General features: G+C 66.2%; 18 protein-coding genes. 9 read left to right on the forward strand and 9 right to left on the reverse strand.

The features are described from left to right. Nucleotides 1-7 precede the first annotated feature (7 nt). From P24_RS04240 to P24_RS04250, 3 genes are read right to left on the reverse strand one after another with little or no spacing between them, the layout of a single operon-like run. On the reverse strand, nt 8-880 hold the full coding sequence (locus P24_RS04240; protein ID WP_008943465.1) for a S49 family peptidase: 873 nt from the start codon (nt 878-880) through the stop codon (nt 8-10). A 42-nt stretch (nt 881-922) separates the two neighbouring features. After that, on the reverse strand, nt 923-1,810 hold the full coding sequence (locus tag P24_RS04245; protein WP_008943466.1) for a DMT family transporter: 888 nt from the start codon (nt 1,808-1,810) through the stop codon (nt 923-925). Between the two features lie 13 nt (nt 1,811-1,823). Continuing rightward, nucleotides 1,824-3,701, reverse strand: coding sequence for a monovalent cation:proton antiporter-2 (CPA2) family protein (locus tag P24_RS04250; protein ID WP_008943467.1), 1,878 nt, complete (start codon nt 3,699-3,701; stop codon nt 1,824-1,826). Between the two features lie 139 nt (nt 3,702-3,840). Here P24_RS04250 and P24_RS04255 point away from each other — a divergent pair, with 139 nt between their 5' ends. From P24_RS04255 to P24_RS04290, 8 genes are all read left to right on the forward strand, one after another. Continuing rightward, nucleotides 3,841-4,608 carry an SDR family oxidoreductase gene (locus P24_RS04255; protein ID WP_040706500.1) on the forward strand — a complete coding sequence of 256 codons (768 nt, stop codon included), beginning with the start codon at nt 3,841-3,843 and terminating at the stop codon, nt 4,606-4,608. Nucleotides 4,609-5,079: 471 nt separating this feature from the next. Beyond that, entirely contained in the window at nt 5,080-7,011 is a 1,932-nt protein-coding gene (uvrC, locus tag P24_RS04260; RefSeq protein ID WP_008943469.1) for an excinuclease ABC subunit UvrC, read from the forward strand. A 42-nt stretch (nt 7,012-7,053) separates the two neighbouring features. Continuing rightward, a complete protein-coding gene (pgsA, locus tag P24_RS04265; protein WP_008943470.1) occupies nt 7,054-7,698 on the forward strand; it encodes a CDP-diacylglycerol--glycerol-3-phosphate 3-phosphatidyltransferase in 645 nt (214 codons plus the stop codon). A gap of 25 nt (nt 7,699-7,723) precedes the next feature. Then, nucleotides 7,724-8,227, forward strand: a complete 504-nt coding sequence (gene mobB, locus P24_RS04270; protein WP_008943471.1) for a molybdopterin-guanine dinucleotide biosynthesis protein B — start codon at nt 7,724-7,726, stop codon at nt 8,225-8,227. Between the two features lie 13 nt (nt 8,228-8,240). After that, nucleotides 8,241-9,512 (forward strand): molybdopterin molybdotransferase MoeA, encoded by a 1,272-nt coding sequence (locus P24_RS04275; protein WP_008943472.1) that lies wholly within the window; start codon nt 8,241-8,243, stop codon nt 9,510-9,512. Continuing rightward, nucleotides 9,509-9,760 (forward strand): molybdopterin converting factor subunit 1, encoded by a 252-nt coding sequence (moaD, locus tag P24_RS04280; RefSeq protein ID WP_008943473.1) that lies wholly within the window; start codon nt 9,509-9,511, stop codon nt 9,758-9,760. Before P24_RS04275 ends, moaD begins: the two co-directional genes overlap by 4 nt. A 4-nt stretch (nt 9,761-9,764) precedes the next feature. Further along, complete coding sequence (locus tag P24_RS04285) at nt 9,765-10,241, forward strand: molybdenum cofactor biosynthesis protein MoaE (RefSeq protein ID WP_008943474.1); 477 nt, start codon at nt 9,765-9,767, stop codon at nt 10,239-10,241. 182 nt (nt 10,242-10,423) lie between these two features. After that, the gene (locus P24_RS04290; RefSeq protein ID WP_237740159.1) at nt 10,424-10,594 is read left to right on the forward strand and encodes a Thivi_2564 family membrane protein; all 171 of its coding nucleotides are present in this window, start codon (nt 10,424-10,426) and stop codon (nt 10,592-10,594) included. Between the two features lie 2 nt (nt 10,595-10,596). On the opposite strand, the gene P24_RS04295 is transcribed toward P24_RS04290, so the two are convergent. Both P24_RS04295 and P24_RS04300 read right to left on the reverse strand, forming a co-directional pair. Next, complete coding sequence (locus tag P24_RS04295) at nt 10,597-11,571, reverse strand: NAD(P)H-dependent flavin oxidoreductase (protein WP_008943476.1); 975 nt, start codon at nt 11,569-11,571, stop codon at nt 10,597-10,599. Between the two features lie 11 nt (nt 11,572-11,582). Next, complete coding sequence (locus P24_RS04300) at nt 11,583-12,176, reverse strand: PAS domain-containing protein (RefSeq protein WP_008943477.1); 594 nt, start codon at nt 12,174-12,176, stop codon at nt 11,583-11,585. A gap of 214 nt (nt 12,177-12,390) precedes the next feature. Here P24_RS04300 and P24_RS04305 point away from each other — a divergent pair, with 214 nt between their 5' ends. Then, nucleotides 12,391-14,442: a PhoX family protein gene (locus tag P24_RS04305; protein ID WP_008943478.1), complete on the forward strand. Its 2,052-nt coding sequence runs from the start codon at nt 12,391-12,393 to the stop codon at nt 14,440-14,442. Between the two features lie 72 nt (nt 14,443-14,514). Here P24_RS04305 and P24_RS04310 read toward each other — a convergent pair whose 3' ends face one another. The 4 genes from P24_RS04310 to P24_RS04325 form a co-directional block, all read right to left on the reverse strand. After that, nucleotides 14,515-15,471 carry an MBL fold metallo-hydrolase gene (locus tag P24_RS04310; protein ID WP_008943479.1) on the reverse strand — a complete coding sequence of 319 codons (957 nt, stop codon included), beginning with the start codon at nt 15,469-15,471 and terminating at the stop codon, nt 14,515-14,517. Nucleotides 15,472-15,627: 156 nt separating this feature from the next. Then, nucleotides 15,628-16,482: a universal stress protein gene (locus tag P24_RS04315; protein WP_008943480.1), complete on the reverse strand. Its 855-nt coding sequence runs from the start codon at nt 16,480-16,482 to the stop codon at nt 15,628-15,630. Between the two features lie 13 nt (nt 16,483-16,495). After that, a complete protein-coding gene (locus tag P24_RS04320) occupies nt 16,496-18,001 on the reverse strand; it encodes a SulP family inorganic anion transporter (RefSeq protein ID WP_008943481.1) in 1,506 nt (501 codons plus the stop codon). A 182-nt stretch (nt 18,002-18,183) separates the two neighbouring features. After that, on the reverse strand, nt 18,184-18,927 hold the full coding sequence (locus tag P24_RS04325) for an SDR family NAD(P)-dependent oxidoreductase (RefSeq protein WP_008943482.1): 744 nt from the start codon (nt 18,925-18,927) through the stop codon (nt 18,184-18,186). Between the last annotated feature and the right edge of the window lie 37 nt (nt 18,928-18,964).

Below are 18,964 nucleotides of genomic sequence, written 5' to 3' on the forward strand. Positions count from 1 at the left end.
ATCTTCCTTATAAGCCGTACCGCGCCCACAGCGCCCGTTCCTCCGCCGCACCGATGGCCGCTTCCGGCAGCGCTTCCGCCCAGCCGCCCGCCTCTTTCGCCAGCCTAGCAGCCCCACCGGCGCGGAAGGCCAGCAGCGGGCGGCGCATGCCAACCGGATACAGCCTCACCTTGTCGCCGAAGCGCGCGCGCAACAAGCCCCGAAGATCGCCCAGCCCGTCAGCCAGTCCAAGCGAAACCGCCGTGCGGCCGGTCCAGAAGCTGCCATCGAACAATTCCGTCTCGCCGGGATGCAGCCGTTCGCCGCGCCGGCTTTCCACCAGCGCGCGGAAGCTGGCATGCATCTCCTCCTGGATGGCGCGCAGCCGGGCGACATCCTCCGGATTTTCCGGCTTGAACGGATCGAGCATGGATTTCGACTTGCCCGCCGTATAGACCCGGCGCTCGACGCCGATCTTCTCCAGCAGGTCCGGAAAGCCGAAGCCGGCGGTAATCACGCCGATGGACCCCAGGATCGAATTCTCGTCGGCGAAGATTTCATCTCCGGCGCAGGCCAGCCAGTAGCCGCCGGAGGCCGCCACATCCTCGACGAACACCAGCACCGGCAGCTTCTTTTCCGTCGCCAGGTCGCGGATGCGCTTGTGAATCAGCGCGGACTGCACCGGCGATCCGCCGGGCGAATTCACCACCAGCGCCACCGCTTTGGCATGGCGCATGGAAAAAGCGCGCTCCAGAACCGAGGCGAGGCCGGTGAGCGTCAGCCCGGCACGGAACGGCCCGACCTGCCCGATCACCCCGGCCAGCCGGACCACCGGCACCAGTGGCGCGCGGCGCCGGGCGATCCGGTCGCCAATCCAGGAGAAGATCGACCTATAAGCCATTATCGAACCCGCTTTCATCGTCCGGTGAATACCGCCTGCCCCTTAATGACGTCGCACCGTGGCCAGATAAAGGCCGGGCAGGATCATCGCCGCTCCCAGCAGATGGTAGCCATGTACCGGTTCGTCCAGCAGAACATAGCCAAGGCCGCTGGTATAGAGCGGCACCAGATACATCAGCAGCCCGGTGCGCCCCGCCCCCAGCACGCTCTGAATCTTGGCATAGGCCTGATAGGCGCCGAAGGAGGCAACGCAGGCCAGGAACAGCACCGCCAGCACACTTTCGCGGGTCAGCGGCATCGGCTGGCCGGACAGACCCTCCCACAGATAGAACGGCAATATGACAGCCAGCCCGCCCAGAATAATGGCAGCAAAACGCGTCATCAGCCCCAGCTTACTCGGCCGGTATTTCAGCAGGATGGCATAGAGCGCCCAGCCGGCCATCGCGGCGGCAATCCACAGATCGCCGATGGTGAAGGACAGGCCGATCAGGATCGCCGGGTCGCCCTTGGCGATGATCGCCAGCACGCCGGCCAGCGACAGCGCGATGCCGATGCCCTGCCGCGGCGTCACCCGCTCGCCATAGAACAGCCCGGCGAGCAGCACGATGAGGATCGGCGAGGCGCTGTAGATCAGGCCGATATTGCTGGCCGGCGTGGTCTGCGCGCCGATATAGACGAAGGCGCCGCACACGCCCATGCCGAGCGCACCCAGCACCAGCAGGTCGCGCCATTCCGCCAGCGCCTCGCGGCGCTGCCGCCAGAGCTGCGGTCCAACCAGCGGCAGTAACAGCAGGAAGGTCACCGCCCAGCGCCAGAAGGCAAGCCCCACCGGCGGCACCAGATCATGCACCAGCCGCGCCGTCAGCATGTTGCTGGCGAACATCGCCGGGGCGATGGCCAGCAGGATGTAGGCCAGCCGCTGCTCTTTCATGAAAAAGCGACCATCAGGCGACGGCGCGCTTTTCGTCCTCGGCGGGCGGTTCCGCCTGCCGCAGCTCGTCCACCCGCTCCAGTGCCTCGCAGGCCGCCACGACCGGATCGACCGGGCGTTCGGACTCTGTCTCCATCTCTGACGCGGTATCGGTCTGGCCGTCGGCCTGGGTCGTGCGCCGCCGGCCGCTATCGACATGGCGGAAGGCATCGACCAGCGATTCGATTTCGGTTTCCGGCACGCCGATCTTCGCCAGCACCTCCGCCCCCAGCTGCAGGCTGGCCTCCAGCAGCTCCGGCACCGCGACATAGGCGCCCGCCGCCTCCAGCTCGCGCGTCGTCTGTGCGTCGGGCGAGCGCGCGAAGATCGTCAGGTTGGGGAAATCCTCGCGCAGCTGGCTGACCAGCGCCGGCAGATGCTTGTGGCGGTCCAGGGTCAGCACGATCCCCAGCGCCTTTTCCGCCCCGACCAGCCGCAATATATCAGGCCGTCCGGCATCGCCGTAATAGACCGGGCGGCCATTGGCGCGGTTCTCTGCCACATTGGCGGCATCCATGTCGAGCATCGCCACGGTGACGCCCTGCGCCTCCAGCAGCCGCGCGATGATCCGCCCGAACCGCCCATAGCCGGCGATGATCACATGGTTTTCCAGCTCGCCGCACTCGTCCGGCCCCAGCTCCTCCAGATGGCTGTTGTCCATATGCCGGGTTAGCCGGTCCACCACCAGCATCACCAGCGGGGTCAACGCCATGCTGACTGACACCACGAGGAACATCATCTGCACGGCAAGAGGCTCAAGCACATTCGCCGCGACCGCCACGCCGAAGATCACGAAGGCGAATTCCCCGCCCTGGCACAGCAGCGCGGAGATGCGCAGCGAGGCCAGGAGCCCCTGCCGGAACAGCAGCGCCAGGCCGAACAGCACCAGCATCTTCACCGCGATCAGCCCGCCGATCAGCAACAGCACCGTGCCCAGATGATCGAAGGCCAGCGACAGATTGACCGACATGCCGACGGTCATGAAGAACAGGCCCAGCAGGATGGCGCGGAACGGCTCGATATCCGCCTCGACCTGATGGCGGAATTCCGATTCGGAGATCAGCAGGCCGGCCAGGAAGGCGCCCAGCGCCATCGACAGCCCGACCATCTGCGTCGCCGAACCGATGCCCAGCACCACCAGCAGGGTAAGCGCGGTGAAAATCTCCCGCGAGCCGACAGACGCCATCAGTCGGTAGAGCGGGCGCAGCAGCAGCCGGCCGATCAGCACGATGACCACAAGGGCAATCGCCGCCTTCACGATGGCAAAGACGAGGCTGAGGGCAATCGCCCCTTCCGAGGGCGCGCTCAACAGCGGCACGATGACCAGCAGCGGCACCACCGCCAGATCCTGGAACAGCAGCGTGGCGAAGGCGGCGCGGCCATGATGGGTGGCGAACTCGCCGCGTTCCTGCAGCAGCTGCACCACGAAGGCGGTCGAGGACAGCGCCAGCGTGCCGCCGATCACGATGGCAGCCGGCAGGTCCAGCCCCACACCGACGGCAATGCCGGCTAGCACCGTGCCGGTCACCAGCACCTGCGCCGTGCCCAGCCCGAACACCAGCTTCCGCATGATCCGCAGGCGCTCGAAGCTCAGCTCCAGCCCGATGGCGAACAGCAGGAAGACGACACCGAATTCCGCCAGATGCCGCGTGCCCTCGACATCGCCGACGAGGCCCAGCCCGAACGGCCCGATCAGCGCCCCGGCGGCAAGATAACCCAAAACCTGGCTGAACCGCAGGCGGCGGAACAGCGGGGCGAACATCACCGCGGCAATCAGAAAGACAAGAACATCGGCGGTTCCGGCGCCATGGATCGCGTCAGGATTCCAGATCAGTTTCGCGATATCGTCCAACAGCCCCGTCCCGGCAAAGATGGTGCGCCAACAGTAAGGCCCAACAGTAAGGCCAAGCGGCACCGGCTGTCAGCATCCGTTGCAGCAGCCTGCCGTGAAGCCGCTTGACCTTGCCGGCGGTCCACGTAGCTTGCTGCGCATGGCTGACAGCGATCCCTCCCTGCCCGAGACCCTGCCCCGCGCCCTTCCCCGGGTGGCGCTGGTGACCGGTGCCGCCCGCCGCATCGGCCGCGCCATCGCGCTGGACCTGGCCCGGCAGGGCTGGGATGTGGCGGTGCATGCCAACAATTCCCGCGACGAGGCCGATGCGCTTGCGCGCGAGATCACGGCCCTCGGGCGGCGCGCTGCACTGCTCTCCGCCGACCTGATGAATGAGGACGAGGTGGAAGCGCTAGTGCCGGACGCCACCGCCGCACTGGGCCCAGTCGGCCTGCTGATCAACAACGCCTCGATCTTCGAGCAGGACGATATCGAAACCATGGACCGGGCGGGCTGGGACCGCCACATGGAGGCAAATCTGCGCGCGCCAGCACTGCTGATCCAGCGTTTCGCCACGGCCTTGCCGCCGGAAGCGGAAGGGGTGGTGGTCAACATCATCGACCAGCGCGTGCTGCATCCGGGGCCGGACTTCCTGTCCTACACGCTGAGCAAATCCGGTCTGTGGACTCTGACCCGCACGCTCGCACTGGCGCTGGCGCCGCGCATCCGGGTGAATGCCATCGGCCCCGGCCCGGTGCTGCAAAGCATCCATCAGTCGCAAGCGGATTTCGTGGCGGAGGTGGAGAGCGTGCCGCTGCGCCGGCAGACGGAGCTGGCGGAAATCTGCCGGGCCATCGGCTTCATCGTGCAGGCACGCTCGATGACCGGCCAGATGATTGCCCTGGATGGCGGCCAGCATCTTTCCTGACGGGCCGGCGTCCACTGCGAAGGCCAACGGGCAATATCATTGTCAAAAGATGTCTATAATATGAAGGAACGGTTAATTATGGCGTTAAAATGACGCCGTAAGCGCTTCAAAAGCGGCGCTATTCCGGATTCAAAAGACCGCATTAGATGAAAGTTGTGCACAGCAAAAAACCATGGATTGGGAACGGCCGTGACTGTCAACGGGAAAAACTCCAGCCTCCTCATTTTCTCGGATTGACATAAAAAACTATAATGAAATCAAATATATAATTCTTTGCCTATTTTTTGAGCAATAACGGTGGAGTCCTAGGAAGCCCGTAACTGGCGCAATGACACCCCCTGCTTGCCCACAAAGTTATCCACAGGAATCGTGGATAGGCGGAAGAGTTCCCATGTTAACCAAGTGCTACGCCCTACACAGGCGCCGTGCAGAAGGGTAATAAGTCCGCCATACGGGTTAACGAGCAGACAGATGGCCAAGGCAGCACGCGACACCCATCCTTTTGAGCCGACGCCCGGCCGGGTTCCCGAACCCCGGCCGGCGGACGCGCCTGCGGTCTCGCTGGAACGCGGCGTGGCGGTGCTGAAGGCGAAGCTGCGCACCCTGCCCAACGCGCCTGGCGTCTATCGCATGCTGGATAAGCGCGGCGACGCGCTCTATGTCGGCAAGGCGCGCAGCCTGAAGAAGCGCGTCGTCGCCTATACCCAGCCCGAGCGCCTGCCCTACCGGCTGCAGCGCATGGTGGCCGAGACGGTGACGCTGGAGGTGGTGGTCACCCACACCGAGGTCGAGGCACTGCTGCTGGAGAGCAACTACATCAAGCGCTTCATGCCGCGCTACAATGTGCTGCTGCGCGACGACAAGTCCTTCCCCTACATCCTGATCAGCGGCGACCATGATTTCCCGCAGATCCTGAAGCACCGGGGATCGCGCGGCCGCCCCGGCGACTATTTCGGCCCCTTCGCCTCGGCAGGTGCTGTGAAGCAGACGCTGACATCCCTGCAGCGCGCCTTCCTGTTGCGCAACTGCACCGACAGCATGTTCGCCAGCCGCACCCGGCCCTGCCTGCAGTACCAGATCAAGCGCTGCACCGCGCCCTGCGTCGGTTATGTGACGAAGGAGCAGTACGCCGAGCAGGTGCGCGAGGCGCGCGACTTCTTCAGCGGCAAGAGCCGACAGATCCAGGAGATGCTGGCAAGGCGCATGCAGGCGGCCAGCGACGCGATGGATTTCGAAGCTGCCGCGCTGTTCCGCGACCGCATCCGCGGCCTGTCGCACATCCAGTCGCATCAGGATGTGAATGTCGCCGGGCTGGAGGATGCCGACGTGATCGCCGCCCATCAGGAAGGCGGGGCGACCTGCATCCAGGTCTTCTTCTTCCGGGGCGGCCGCAACTACGGCAACCGTTCCTACTTCCCCAGCCACGAGAAGAATCTGGAGCTGCCGGCGGTGCTGGCGGCCTTCATCGGCCAGTTCTACGACAATAAGGAGCCGCCGCGCGCCATCCTGCTGAGCCATGTCCCCGACGAGCAGGAATTGCTGGCCGAGGCGCTGGCGGTCAGCGCCGGCCACCGGGTCGAGCTGGCGGTGCCGCAGCGTGGCGCCAAGCGGAAGGTGATCGACCAGGCGGTGACCAACGCGCGCGAGGCGCTGGGCCGGCGGCTGGCGGAAAGCAGCTCGCAGCGCAAGCTGCTGGACGGGGTGGCCGCCGCCTTCGGGCTGGACGGACCGCTGGACCGGGTGGAGGTTTATGACAATTCCCACGTCCAGGGCACCAACGCCATCGGCGCGATGATCGTCGCCGGGCCGGACGGGCTGATGAAGAACGCCTACCGCAAGTTCAACATCCGCGCCGCCGAAGTGGCGGGCGACGATTACGGCATGATGCGCGAGGTGCTGACCCGCCGCTTCGCCCGCGCGCTGAAGGAAGACCCGGACCGCGAGACCGGCGCCTGGCCCGACCTGGTGCTGATCGATGGCGGGTTGGGGCAGCTGGGCGTCGCCGTCGAGGTGCTGGCGGAGCTGGGCATCGAGGATGTGCCGCTGGTCGCCATCGCCAAGGGGCCGGAGCGCAATGCCGGGCGCGAGCGCTTCTTCATGCCGGGCCGTGAGCCGTTCAGCATGGAGCTGCGCGACCCGGTGCTGTATTTCCTGCAGCGGCTGCGCGACGAGGCGCACCGCTTCGCCATCGAGACCCACCGCGCCAAGCGGGCGAAGTCGCTGCAGCGGTCCAGCCTGGACGATGTGCCGGGTATCGGCGGCAAGCGCAAGAAGGCGCTGCTGCTGCATTTCGGCTCCGCCCGCGCGGTCGAGCGGGCCGGCCTTGCCGATCTGGAGACTGTGGAGGGAATCAGCCGGGCAACGGCAAAAAAAATCTATGACCATTTCCACGACGAAGGGTAGGATCGGCTGACGCCGCCCGAAGCGAGAAGAATCGGGGCTTCTATGCTGACCAGCCTGCCAAATCTGCTCACCCTGTCGCGCATTGCCGCGATACCGGGTCTCGTGGCGCTCCTGTTCTTCGATGCGCCGCTCTACCGCTGGCTGGCCTGCGGCCTGTTCGTGCTGGCCGCCGTCACCGATTATTTCGACGGCTATTTCGCGCGGACCATGGGGCAGATATCCGCCTTCGGCCGGTTCCTCGACCCCATCGCCGACAAGCTGTTCGTCGCCGCCGCCCTGCTGATGCTGGTGCATGCCGAACGGGTGAGCGAACTGAGCGTGCTGGCGGTGCTGGTCATCCTGTGCCGCGAGATACTGGTCTCCGGCCTGCGCGAATTCCTGGCCGGCACCGCGGCCAGCCTGCCCGTCACCTGGCTGGCCAAATGGAAGACCGGCATCCAGATGGTCGCCATCGCCGTGCTGATCGTCGGCGAGGCCGGAAATGGCGTGCTGAACCCACTGCTACCCATCGTGCTGCCGATCCAGACGATTGGCGAGGTGCTGCTGTGGCTGGCCGCCCTGCTGACCCTGATCACCGGCTATGATTATCTGCGCGCCGGCATACGCCATATGCAGGCGGAAGATGCGCGTGACAGCGTGGCGCGGACCGCCATGAAGCCCGCGCAATCGACCCCGCCCGCAGAGTGATGTTCCGCAGCCCCATGGACAAGAGATGAGGATTTTCGGCATTGCCGGCTGGAGCGGCAGCGGCAAGACCACCCTGCTGACCGGCCTGATCCCGCTGATCGTGCGCGCCGGCGTCACGGTTTCCACGGTGAAGCACGCCCATCACGCCTTCGATGTGGACAAGCCCGGCAAGGATTCCTACCGCCACCGCGAGGCCGGCGCCACCGAGGTGATGATCAGTTCCGCCGCGCGCTGGGCCCTGATGCACGAGCATCGCGGCGCGCCGGAGCCGACGCTCTCCGACCTGATCCGCAACATGACGCCGGTGGACCTGCTGCTGGTCGAGGGCTTCAAGCATGAGGGCCACGAAAAGCTGGAGGTCTATCGCCCCTCGGTCGGCAAGCCGCCGCTCTACCGCGAGGATTCAAAGGTGGTGGCGGTCGCCAGCGATGCGGCATTGGCGGACGCAACAGTGCCGGTGCTGCCGATCGACGATCTGGACGCCATCGCCCGGTTCATTTTGACCCATTGCGGTCTGGCCGCGCGCTGACCAGTATCTTCCCATGGCACAGCTTACCGACGACTGCTTCGCCTTTGGCGGCCGACTGGTTCCGGTCGAGGAAGCGCTTGCCGATTTGCGCCGCCGGCTGACGCCGCTCACGGATGTCGAGACTGTGCCGTTGCGCAAAGCGCTGGGGCGCTGCCTCGCCGAACCGCTGACGGCGCGGCTGGATGTGCCGCCGCACGATAATTCCGCCGTCGATGGCTATGCCGTCTATTTCGACGATCTGCCGGCCGAGGGCGAGGTCCGGCTGCCGCTCGCCGGCCGCGTCGCTGCCGGCCACACGCTGGACGGCCCGGCCAGGCGCGGCACCGCCATCCGCATCTTCACCGGCGCACCGATGCCGTACGGCGACGGCGATAGTGGCCCCGACACAGTGATGATGCAGGAGGATTGCCGGGAGGAGGACGGGCATGTCGTCATTCCCGCTGGCATCAGACGCGGTGCCAACCGCCGCAAGGCCGGCGAGGATGTGCGGCAGGGCGATGCCATCCTGCGCCGGGGGCAGAAGCTGCGCCCGCAGGATATCGGCCTGGCCGCCGCGCAGGGGCTGACGGAACTGGCCGTGCATGCGCCGCTGCGCGTGGCGATCTTCTCCACCGGCGACGAGGTGCGCGATCCGCCTGCCCCGCTGCCCGCCGGCGGCATCTACGATTCCAACCGCTTCACCCTGGCGGCGCTGCTGGATGGCATGGGCTGCGCCGTCACCGACCTGGGCATCTTGCCCGACGACCGGCAGGCGATCACCGATGCGCTGGAGAAGGCTGCCGGGTCGCACGACCTGCTGATCACCTCGGGCGGTGTGTCTGGTGGCGAGGAGGATCATGTGAAATCCGCCGTCGAGGCGCTGGGCTCGCTCTATTTCTGGCGCCTTGCCATCAAGCCGGGACGCCCGGTGGCGCTGGGCCAGGCCCGGGGCACCGCCTTCATCGGCCTGCCCGGCAATCCGGTCGCGGTGATGGTCACCTTCCTGCGCGTCGCCCGGCCGATCATCGAGCGCCTGTCGGGGGCGGAGGAAAGCGACCCGAAGCTGTTTCCCGTCCTTGCCGGCTTCGACTACAAGAAGAAGCAGGACCGGCGCGAATATGTCCGCGTGCGGCTGGAGCGGCGCGGCGATGGCCAGCTTGTCGCCCACCGATTCGAACAGGACGGGGCCGGTGTGCTATCCTCCATGGTCGCCGCCGACGGGCTGGTTGAATTGCCCGAGGAGGCGACGCGGATCGCGGCTGGTTCCGTGGTTCCCTATCTGCCGTTCAGCGAGGTCGGACTGTGAAGCTGCTCTATTTCGCCTGGGTACGCCAGAAGATCGGCACTGCCGAGGAAGAGGTGACGCCCCCCGCCGAGGTTACCGATGTGGCCGGCCTGCTGGACTGGCTGAAGGCGCGCGGCCCCGGCTATGCCGAGGCGCTGAAGGATGCCCGCGTGGTGAAGGTCGCGGTTAACCAGGAATATGTCCGCCCCGACCATCCGCTGAAGCCGGGCGACGAGGTGGCGATCTTCCCGCCGGTGACGGGAGGCTGAGGCGATGATCCGTGTGCAGCGCGAGGATTTCGACATCGGCGCGGAGATTGCGGCGCTGACCGACGGCAACCATGCCATCGGCGGTGTGGCCAGCTTCACGGGCCTGGTGCGCGACATGGCCGGCGATGCCGGAATCGGCGCGATGACGCTGGAGCATTATCCCGGGATGACCGAGAAGGCGCTGGCCCGTATCGAGGCCGAAGCGCAGGAGCGCTGGCCGCTGCAGGCCAGCCTGATCATCCACCGCTATGGCCGTCTGGAGCCCGGCGACCGCATCGTGCTGGTGGTCACCGCCTCGGCGCACCGGCAGGCTGCCTTCGACTCTGCCATGTTCCTGATGGATTATCTGAAGACCCAAGCGCCGTTCTGGAAGCTGGAAGAAACCGGCGAGGGCGCGCAATGGGTCGATGCCCGCGAAAGCGACGATCACGCGCTTGCCCGCTGGGCGCCGAAGACCGGAAAAGCCGACGCCGCGGAATAGGCCACCGCACTTTTCTTTACCCCCAAGAGAACCATTCCCGTCCTTCTGCGTTATTTCAGGACAAACCAAGAGATCGCGCCCTATCACAAGGCCATTTCCTTGGTCGTTCGGAATAATTTTAGCCCTGTTTGAGGAAGTAATTTCAAGGCAGGGTCAGGAGGACAGAAATGTCGGTTCTTTCGTTGATTCTTACTCTTGTGATCATTGGCGTCGTGCTGTGGGCGGTGAACCGCTACATCCCGATGGACCACAAGATCAAGTCGATCCTAAACATCGTCGTGGTGATTCTGGTGGTGATCTGGCTGCTGCGCCTGTTCGGCGTGCTGGGCGGCAGCGTCCCGACGATCAACTGAGGCTAGGCAAGCAGGCCGGCGGCGCTCCCCAGCGCCGCCTCAGCCTCCCCCACCATGCGTTCCAGGAGAGTGGCGGCCGGCGCCACATCGGCAATCAGATCGGCCCCCTCTCCGGCGAACACCCCCATGATTTCCAGATCCTGTGCCGCGATGGCCTGGTTGTAGCTTTCCACTGCGGCCTTGCCCTCGGCGACCAGTGCCGCTTCCCGCCCCTGCCATTCCGCCGTCAGCGCATTGCGCGCGCCACGGATGGTGAAGGGCTTCGGCCAGTCCTTTTCTCGCACGATGTCGAACACACTGGTGCGCAGCGTATCGTCACCGCCGATTTCAGTAATCCGCCGCTTCACCGCGTCCGGCGCCAGCGATTCGGTGGCGGCGTAGAACCGCGTGCCGGCGAGAATGCCATCCGCCCCCAGCATCAGCGCCGCCGCGAGGCCGCGCCCGTCGGCGATACCGCCCGCCGCCAGCACCAGCGTTTGCGGCGCGCCCCGGCGCGCCAGATCGACCACCGCCGGCACCAGCGCGATGGTGCCGCGCGTCGCCCCATGGCCGCCGGCCTCCGTGCCTTGCGCCACCAGAATATCGGCGCCGGCCGCCAGCGCCTCGCGCGCATGGCCCAAAGTCTGCACCTGACAGACCAGCGGGATGCCGGCCGCCTTCACCTTCGGCGCGAAGGGAGCCGGATCGCCGAAGGACAGCATGACCGCCGCCGGCCGGTGCTCCAACGCCAGATCCAGCAGCTGTGGCTGCTGCGCCAGCGACCAGGTGATGAAACCGCAGCCCACGCGCTGGTTGCCGGCCGCCGCCAGCTCACGTCGCAGCCAGTCCGCATCGCCATAGCCGCCGCCGATCATGCCCAACCCGCCGGCGCCGGTGACGGCGGATGCCAGTGCCCCGCCGGAAACCAGTGCCATCGGCGCCAGCAATACGGGATGGCGCAGATCGAGGCGCTCAGTCAGGCGGGTGCGGATCGGCATGGGAACTCCCGTCAGGAAGGATCGTCAGAAAGGCTGGCAAGCGGGATCAGCAGACGGTTCGGCTGCTCCAGGATCGCATCCTGGCCCACCGTATCGAAATGGTAGCTGGTCGCCCCCCAGACGAAGCGGGGAGTACCGTCCGCGCCTAGCGCCGGCAGCAGCAGCCGCTCGCCGACGCCGAAGCGCTCCAGGCTCTGCAGATAGACCCGGCCGGTCATATAGCCAATGCCCGGTATCGACAGGATGGCCTCGTGATGCGCCATGACATCCGGCGCGTTCGGCGTCCGGATCAGCTTCGCGAGGGAGCAGCCGACAATCGGCCGGTCATACATGCTGCGCACATCGTCGCCTGCCAGGCGGCAGATGAACTCGTCCTTCGCCATCCGCTCATAGATCCAGACCTTGGGCAGGGCACGGTGAAAGGCGAGCGGATCGATCTCCGCCTTGCGGATGACCCGTCCGTTTTCCCGGTAATGACCCAGAAAGTAATCCAGTATCTGCCGCAGCAAGGGGTCGATATTCTCCGGCAGCCGGTCAGCCATCCGGTAGACGCCGCCGCTGGCACCCTGAACCGTCACCCGCCGATTGCGCTTGTCATGGACCATATATCTGGCCGCGTTCTGTTAGGCAGCATCCCCTGTGGCCAGCCTAGAGACTTTCGCCCGGCCACGAAAGTGGCCATGGCCGACACCATTCTGTAACCATTGCCGACGGGCAACTGTCATGCGCCGGCGATAGAAGGAAGGTTGCAAGCAGAGCGTGCCGGCGAACCGGTGCGCCATGCAGCTTTTTTCCCCTCTTGAGCTGCGGAGCAAGCCGATGAGCGCCTACGAACTGGATTACCCGGATCACACCCAGTCCCCCGACCATCAGCCTGGCGACGAGCCGCGCTGCAACCTGTCAGCCAACGAGACCTTCCATGATGTGCTGGAAACCCGGCTGAAGCGCCGCAGCGTGCTGGTCGGCGGCCTTGCCACCGCCGTTGGCGCGCTGTTCGTCGGTACCGCGCTGAATAGTGTTGCCCGCGTGGCCGGCGCGCAGGCCGCCACCGGTGGTCTGGTGGGTTTCCAGCCGGTGCCGGTCAGCACCGCCGATACGGTGGTGGTGCCGAAGGGCTACAAAGTGCAGGTGCTGGCCCCGTGGGGCACACCGATCTCCGGCACCATGCCGACCTTCGGCCCGTCCAGAAGCGGCGCCGACCAGGCGCATCAGATCGGCATGCATCATGACGGCATGCATTTCTTCCCGATCGACGGCAGCTCGACCGACGGGCTGCTGGTGATGAACCATGAATATGTCGAGCCGCGCTTCCTGCATGCCGCGCGCTATGCCGGGCAGGAGCTGAAGTCCGACGAGGTCATGGTCACGGACGGCAAGCGGCCGGACGATGATGTGCTGAAGGAAATGAATGCGCATGGCGTGTCCGTGGTGCGCGTGAAGCGCGGTGCCGATGGCACCTGGTCGGTGGTGGCCGATCCGCACAACCGCCGCATCACCGGCCTGACGCCGATGGAGGTCACCGGCCCGGTGCGCGGCACGGCCCATGTCGTCACCAAATACAGCCCGGACGGCACACGCACGCGCGGCACGCTGAACAATTGCGCCAATGGCTACACGCCCTGGAACACCTATCTGGCGGCCGAGGAGAACTGGGCCGGCTATTTCCGCAATGGCGACCAGCAGGACCAGAAGCCGAACCTGCCACGCGAACAGGCCCGCTATGGCGTGAAGGCCGGCGGCATGTCGCGCTATGGCTGGGAGCTGGCAGCCGGCGGCGCCGAAGAATACCGGCGCTTCGATGCCAGCCAGACCGGCAACAGCGCGGCGGAAGATTACCGCAACGAGCCGAATTGCTTCGGCTGGGTTGTCGAGATTGACCCGTTCGACCCCGGCAAGGCGCCGGTGAAGCGCACCCATCTCGGCCGCTTCGCGCATGAGGGCGTGGTGTTCGCCCCGGCGGTCGCCGGCAAGCCGGTAGTCGCCTATTCCGGCGACGATGCCCGCTTTGAATATATCTACAAGTTCGTCTCCGCCCGGCCCTATGACCCGGCCACGGCCAGCGGCGCGCTGCTGGACGAGGGCACGCTGTATGTCGCGCGCTTCAATGAAGATGGCAGCGGCGACTGGCTGGCGCTGGCGCCGGGCCAGAACGGGCTGACGCCGCAGAATGGTTTCACTGGCCTGGCCGACATCCTGGTGAATACCCGCCTCGCCGCCGACAGGGCCGGGGCCACCAAGATGGACCGGCCGGAATGGGGCGCCGTCGATCCGCGCACCGGGGCGGTCTATTTCACGCTGACCAACAACAGCCGGCGGACGGAGGAGCAGGTGCATCCCGCCAACCCGCGCGCCAAGAACAATTATGGCCATATCGTGCGCTGGACCGAGGCGAAGGGCGACCATGCCGCCACCAGCTTCCAATGGGACATCTTCGTGCTGGGCGGCGATGAGCAGGCCGGGCGCGGCCCGAACGGCCAGAAGCTGACCGCCGACAATATCCTCGCCTGCCCCGACGGGCTGTGGTTCGACGCCGAGGCCCGGCTGTGGATTCAGACCGATATCGGCGAGAGCGCGCAGAACAAGGGCGACATGGCGGTCATGGGCAACAACCAGATGCTGTGCGCCGATCCCGCGACCGGCGAGATGCGCCGCTTCCTGACCGGCCCCATTGGGCAGGAGATCACCGGCATCACCGGCACGCCGGACGGTCGCACCATCTTCGTGAATGTGCAGCACCCCGGCGCCACCACCTCGCCCAAGGACTGGGCCGCCGGCAAGCTCGCCAGCCACTGGCCGGAGGGCGGCAGCGCCCTCCCGCGCTCGGCAACGCTGGTGATTTCCCGCGAGGATGGCGGCGTGGTCGGCTCCTGACCATCCACCATCACAAAGAAAAACGGGCGCTCCTTGCGGGAGCGCCCGTTTCCATTTCGTATCAGGTTGCGATCAGCAGCCCGAGACGCACTTTCCCGCGCCGTCGAACACCATCGTCCGGCCCGACAGCGGCAGGTGCACCGGCGCCGACACCGCCTTGGCGAAGATGTCGGTGCGGCTGCCGGCGATCAGCTTGCCGCCCTCGGTGGAGGGCTGGTTGGCGTGCGACGGAATGACCGCCGCCGGCTTGATCAGCTCGTTCACCACATAGGCCGCCTCGGTCGGGCCGGTGGTGAAGGTGTCGCCGATATTCATCACCACCAGCTTCGCCTTGTACTGGTCGCCGACCACCACCTGCTGCTCGGCGGTGACGCCGGTATCGCCGGACAGGTAGGCGACAAGGCCGTTGCTGAAGGTCAGCACATAGCCGGTCGGCGGGCCGGCATAGGCGGTCAGCCCGGCCTTGGAGAGCATCTCGGCGAACGGGCCGCCGATCATGCCCGGCGCGATGCCATTGGAATGCGCCGCCGGCACGGTGGTGATGGTGACACCGCCGACCTTGCGCGAGGCGCCGAAGCGCACCAGCTGCGAATTCTGCGGGTCGGCGCCCACCTCCTTCAGCTTGGCGGCAAAGAAGGACGGCATCTCGCTGCCGGTCACGATCTTGGCGTTCTTGGCGGCGGCGATCTTCACCGACAGCGTGTCGGGCAGCGCCACGGTGGCGATGTCCGGCCGGCCGCAGGCCCCTGCCCCGGCTGCCGGAATGTGCCGGTCGCCGACATGGTCGCCATGCATGTGGCTGACCAGCACGGCGTCGATCTTGCCGAGGCGGGGATCCTCCGCACCGGCGACCGTGCGCCCGGCGTCATAGAGAATGCGCGTGCCATCCGGGTCCTCGAACACCATCGCCCGGTCGAAGCTGCAGAACTCACCGTCATGGCTGCCCAGCGGCGTGATCTTCACCGTCGCGGCATGTGCCGCGCCCGCAACCATGACGCCCAGCACCGCGGCGGCCGCCGCGGCGGGCACGCAAAAGCCCCTCATTTTCATCTCGGTCTCTCCCTGACAGGCGTACTCATGGCCTGACGGCCATCGTCGCTATTGATCTAGGGCGCTACGGAAACGCGTCCAGCCGCCCCTTCAATCTCAAGCTACCACGGTGCGGGCGGGTGGATAATGGCCATATTAGCGAAACAGCATGACCGGAACGAGACAGGAGCGGATCATCTCCGTCGTGGTGCTGCCGATGATCAGGGTGCGGATGCGGGAATGGCCGTAGGCGCCCATCACCAGCAGGCCGATACCCTCCTGCTCGATGGTGCGGGCGATCACCGCATCCGGCTGGCCGGCCTCGACACCGGCGGTCACGCCATAGCCGGCGGCGCGCAGCTTCGCCGCCGCTGCCTCCAGCTTCGCCGTCATCGCACTATCCGGCTGGCCGGCCATCAGCAACCGGCAGGCGAGGCTGGGGAAGAGATGGCCCTGCGCGATATGGTCCACCGCCTTGTCGGCGCTCGCCCCGCCATCATATGCGATCAGGAAGCTGCCGACTGGCCTGAAGGCGCGCGAGGCGACCAGCACCGGCTTGTGCGAGGCGCGCACCACGCGCTCCAGGTTGGAGCCCAGATGCAGGCTGGCGAAATCCGCCGCCTCGCCGCGCTTGCCGATCAGGATCAGGTCGGCCTCCGGCTCGAACTCCTGCACCGTCTCCAGCAGGTCGCCATTGCGCAGTTTGGTCGTCACGTCGGCGATGCCGGCCTGCGTCAGGCGGGCTTTCGCCTCCTCCAGGATCAGCCGGCCGCGCTTCTGTGCCAGCTTCGCCTGCTGTTCGTCGAGGCCGGCGAGCTCGGCGAGCAGCGTGTCGCGCGCATCGGCATTCAGATTGCCGCTGAAATCCGCCGGCACACTGGACACTGTGCGCCGGCCCAGCACATGCAGCAGATCGACCGAGGCTTTCGTACGCGCCGCCACCCAGGCGGCGTGGTCGCACACGCTTTGCGTATAGATCGAGCCGTCTATCAGCACGAGCAGCTTGGTCATGGCGGTTCCTTCCTCAGTGCCCCATCAGGCGTTCGAGCGCGCCGGGCTTGTCGTGGATGCCGAGCCTGTCGACGATGGTCTCGCTGGCCTTGTTGAGGCCGATCAGCTCGACCTCGGCCCCTTCGCGGCGGAATTTAAGCACGACGGTATCCACCGCGGCGACGCTGGAGATGTCCCAGATATGCGCGCGGCTGAGGTCGATGGTGACCTTCTCCAGCGCCTCCTTGAAGTCGAAGGCGGCGGCGAAATCCTCGACCGAGGCGAAGAACAGCTGGCCCTCCACGATATAGGTGCGCGCCGCGCCATCTCCGGACAGGGTCGAGCTGACGCGGAAGATCTGCGCGATCTTCCAGGCGAAGAAGATGCCCGACAGCAGCACGCCGACCAGCACCCCGATGGCGAGGTTGTGCGTCGCCACCACGGTCACCACAGTCGCCAGCATGACGATGCTGGAGCTGCGCGGATGATCCTTCAGATTGCGGATCGAGACCCAGGAGAAGGTGCCGATGGACACCATGATCATGATGGCGACCAAGGCGGCCATCGGGATCTGCTTCACCCAGTCGCCCAGCACCACGATCAGGAACAGCAGGAAGATGCCGGCGCAGAAGCAGGACAGCCGCCCGCGCCCGCCGGATTTCACATTGATGATCGACTGGCCGATCATCGCGCAGCCCGCCATGCCGCCGATGAAGCCGGTGGCGGTATTGGCGAGGCCCTGGCCGATACATTCGCGGCGCTTGTCGCTGGGCGTATCCGTCAGCTCATCCACGATGGAGGCGGTCATCAGCGATTCCAGCAGGCCGACACCGGCGATGCCCGCCGAATAGGGCAGGATGATCCACAGCGTCTCCAGCGTCAGCGGGATGTCGGGGATCAGGAAGAAGGGCAGCGTCGAGGGCAGCTCGCCCATGTCGCCGACCGTGCGCACCTCCAGTCCCAGCCCGATGGACAGGCCGGTCAGCACCAGGATGCAGACCAGCGGCGACGGCACGATGCGGGTCAGGCGCGGAAACAGGTAGATGATGGCTAGCCCGCCGGCGACCATCACATAGGTCAGCCACGGCACGCCGATCAGCTCCGGCAGCTGCGCCAGGAAGATCAGGATCGCCAGCGCGTTCACGAATCCGGTCATCACCGAGCGCGAAACGAAGCGCATGACATAGTTCAGCTTCAATATGCCGGCCAGTATCTGGATCAGCCCGGCCAGCACCGTGGCGGCCAGCAGATATTGCAGCCCGTGTTCCTTCACCAGCGTGACCATCAGCACGGCGGTCGCGGCGGTGGCCGCCGAGATCATGCCCGGCCGACCGCCAACGATGGCGATGATGACGGCGATCGAGAAGGAGGCGTAGAGCCCGATCTTCGGATCGACACCGGCGATGATGGAAAAGGCGATGGCTTCGGGGATCAGCGCCAGCGCCACCACCAGACCGGCGAGCACGTCGCCGCGGATATTGCCGAACCATTCATGGCGCAGCCGTCCGAAAAAATCATGCGGAAGGGAAAGTCGCGTCAATGGTCTCTCCGGAAGCAGGCACGGGTGATGCTGCGGCGCAGCATGGCTATGCCTACCGGCCCAGACCTGACAGGACAAGCCTTAAGGCCGTCGCCCCGCAAGGACGCAGCGATGTTTCCGCACCGGCAGGCTGCGGAACGGATTCTTGCGCTTTTCCGCCCAGAATGGCGCACCCGGCGGCGCTAAACGATGCCGCCATTCACATGGATAACCTGCCCGGTGACGTAGGACGCCGCCGGGCTGCACAGGAAGCCGATCATCGCCGCCACCTCCGCCGGCTCCCCCGGACGGCCGAGCGGGATATGCTCGATCAGCGGCTTCATCTCCGCATCATCGTAGAACTGCTCGGTATCGGCATCCTTAAGGATCAGCCCCGGCGCCACGCAATTGGCCGTCACCTTGTAGGGCGCCAGCTCCACCGCCAGCGCGCGGATCAGCGCCTCCGACCCCGCCTTGGCCGAGGCCGAGGCCGGGCACAGCGGATAGTTCGGGCGGAACACATGCGCGTTCAGCGTGCTGATGGCGACGATCCGCCCGTCCTGCGACAGTTTCAGCGCCGGCAGCGCCCGATTCGCCATCTGGAACAGCCCGCCCAGAATGATGTTGTAGCAGCGGTCGAGATCGGCCCGTTCCAGCGCGCCGAAGCGCTTCAGCTCCGGAAAGCCTGCATTGGCGACCAGCACGTCCAGCCCGCCCAGCGCCGAGACCGCCTCGTCGATCAGCCGGTCGGCCTCCGCCGCCTGCGTGAGGTCCGCCAGCACGATATGGGTCTCGGCCCCCTTCGCCCGCAGCTCCGCCGCGACGCGTTCGCAGCCCTCCCGGTTCTTCAGCGCGTGCAGCACGATCGATGTATTAGGCCCGGCCAGTTGCCGCGCCGTCGCCGCGCCGATGCCGCTGCCCGACCCTGTCACCAGAATGCGCCTCATCTCCGCCTCCTCCCGTTTTTGCCCTTACTTGGAAGTC

Origin of the sequence: Oceanibaculum indicum P24 (assembly GCF_000299935.1) — a bacterium.
In the GTDB taxonomy this organism is placed as follows: domain Bacteria; phylum Pseudomonadota; class Alphaproteobacteria; order Oceanibaculales; family Oceanibaculaceae; genus Oceanibaculum; species Oceanibaculum indicum.

Bases quoted from the DNA above. Each gene is read 5' to 3' on its own strand.
- P24_RS04295 (WP_008943476.1), bottom strand. From the start codon at position 11,571: ATGCCGATCCGCACCCGCCTGACTGAGCGCCTCGATCTGCGCCATCCC.
- mobB (WP_008943471.1), top strand. From the start codon at position 7,724: ATGAGGATTTTCGGCATTGCCGGCTGGAGCGGCAGCGGCAAGACCACC.
- P24_RS04240 (WP_008943465.1), bottom strand. From the start codon at position 880: ATGGCTTATAGGTCGATCTTCTCCTGGATTGGCGACCGGATCGCCCGG.
- pgsA (WP_008943470.1), top strand. From the start codon at position 7,054: ATGCTGACCAGCCTGCCAAATCTGCTCACCCTGTCGCGCATTGCCGCG.
- P24_RS04325 (WP_008943482.1), bottom strand. From the start codon at position 18,927: ATGAGGCGCATTCTGGTGACAGGGTCGGGCAGCGGCATCGGCGCGGCG.
- P24_RS04285 (WP_008943474.1), top strand. From the start codon at position 9,765: ATGATCCGTGTGCAGCGCGAGGATTTCGACATCGGCGCGGAGATTGCG.
- P24_RS04275 (WP_008943472.1), top strand. From the start codon at position 8,241: ATGGCACAGCTTACCGACGACTGCTTCGCCTTTGGCGGCCGACTGGTT.
- P24_RS04305 (WP_008943478.1), top strand. From the start codon at position 12,391: ATGAGCGCCTACGAACTGGATTACCCGGATCACACCCAGTCCCCCGAC.
- uvrC (WP_008943469.1), top strand. From the start codon at position 5,080: ATGGCCAAGGCAGCACGCGACACCCATCCTTTTGAGCCGACGCCCGGC.
- P24_RS04315 (WP_008943480.1), bottom strand. From the start codon at position 16,482: ATGACCAAGCTGCTCGTGCTGATAGACGGCTCGATCTATACGCAAAGC.
- P24_RS04300 (WP_008943477.1), bottom strand. From the start codon at position 12,176: ATGGTCCATGACAAGCGCAATCGGCGGGTGACGGTTCAGGGTGCCAGC.
- P24_RS04245 (WP_008943466.1), bottom strand. From the start codon at position 1,810: ATGAAAGAGCAGCGGCTGGCCTACATCCTGCTGGCCATCGCCCCGGCG.
- P24_RS04255 (WP_040706500.1), top strand. From the start codon at position 3,841: ATGGCTGACAGCGATCCCTCCCTGCCCGAGACCCTGCCCCGCGCCCTT.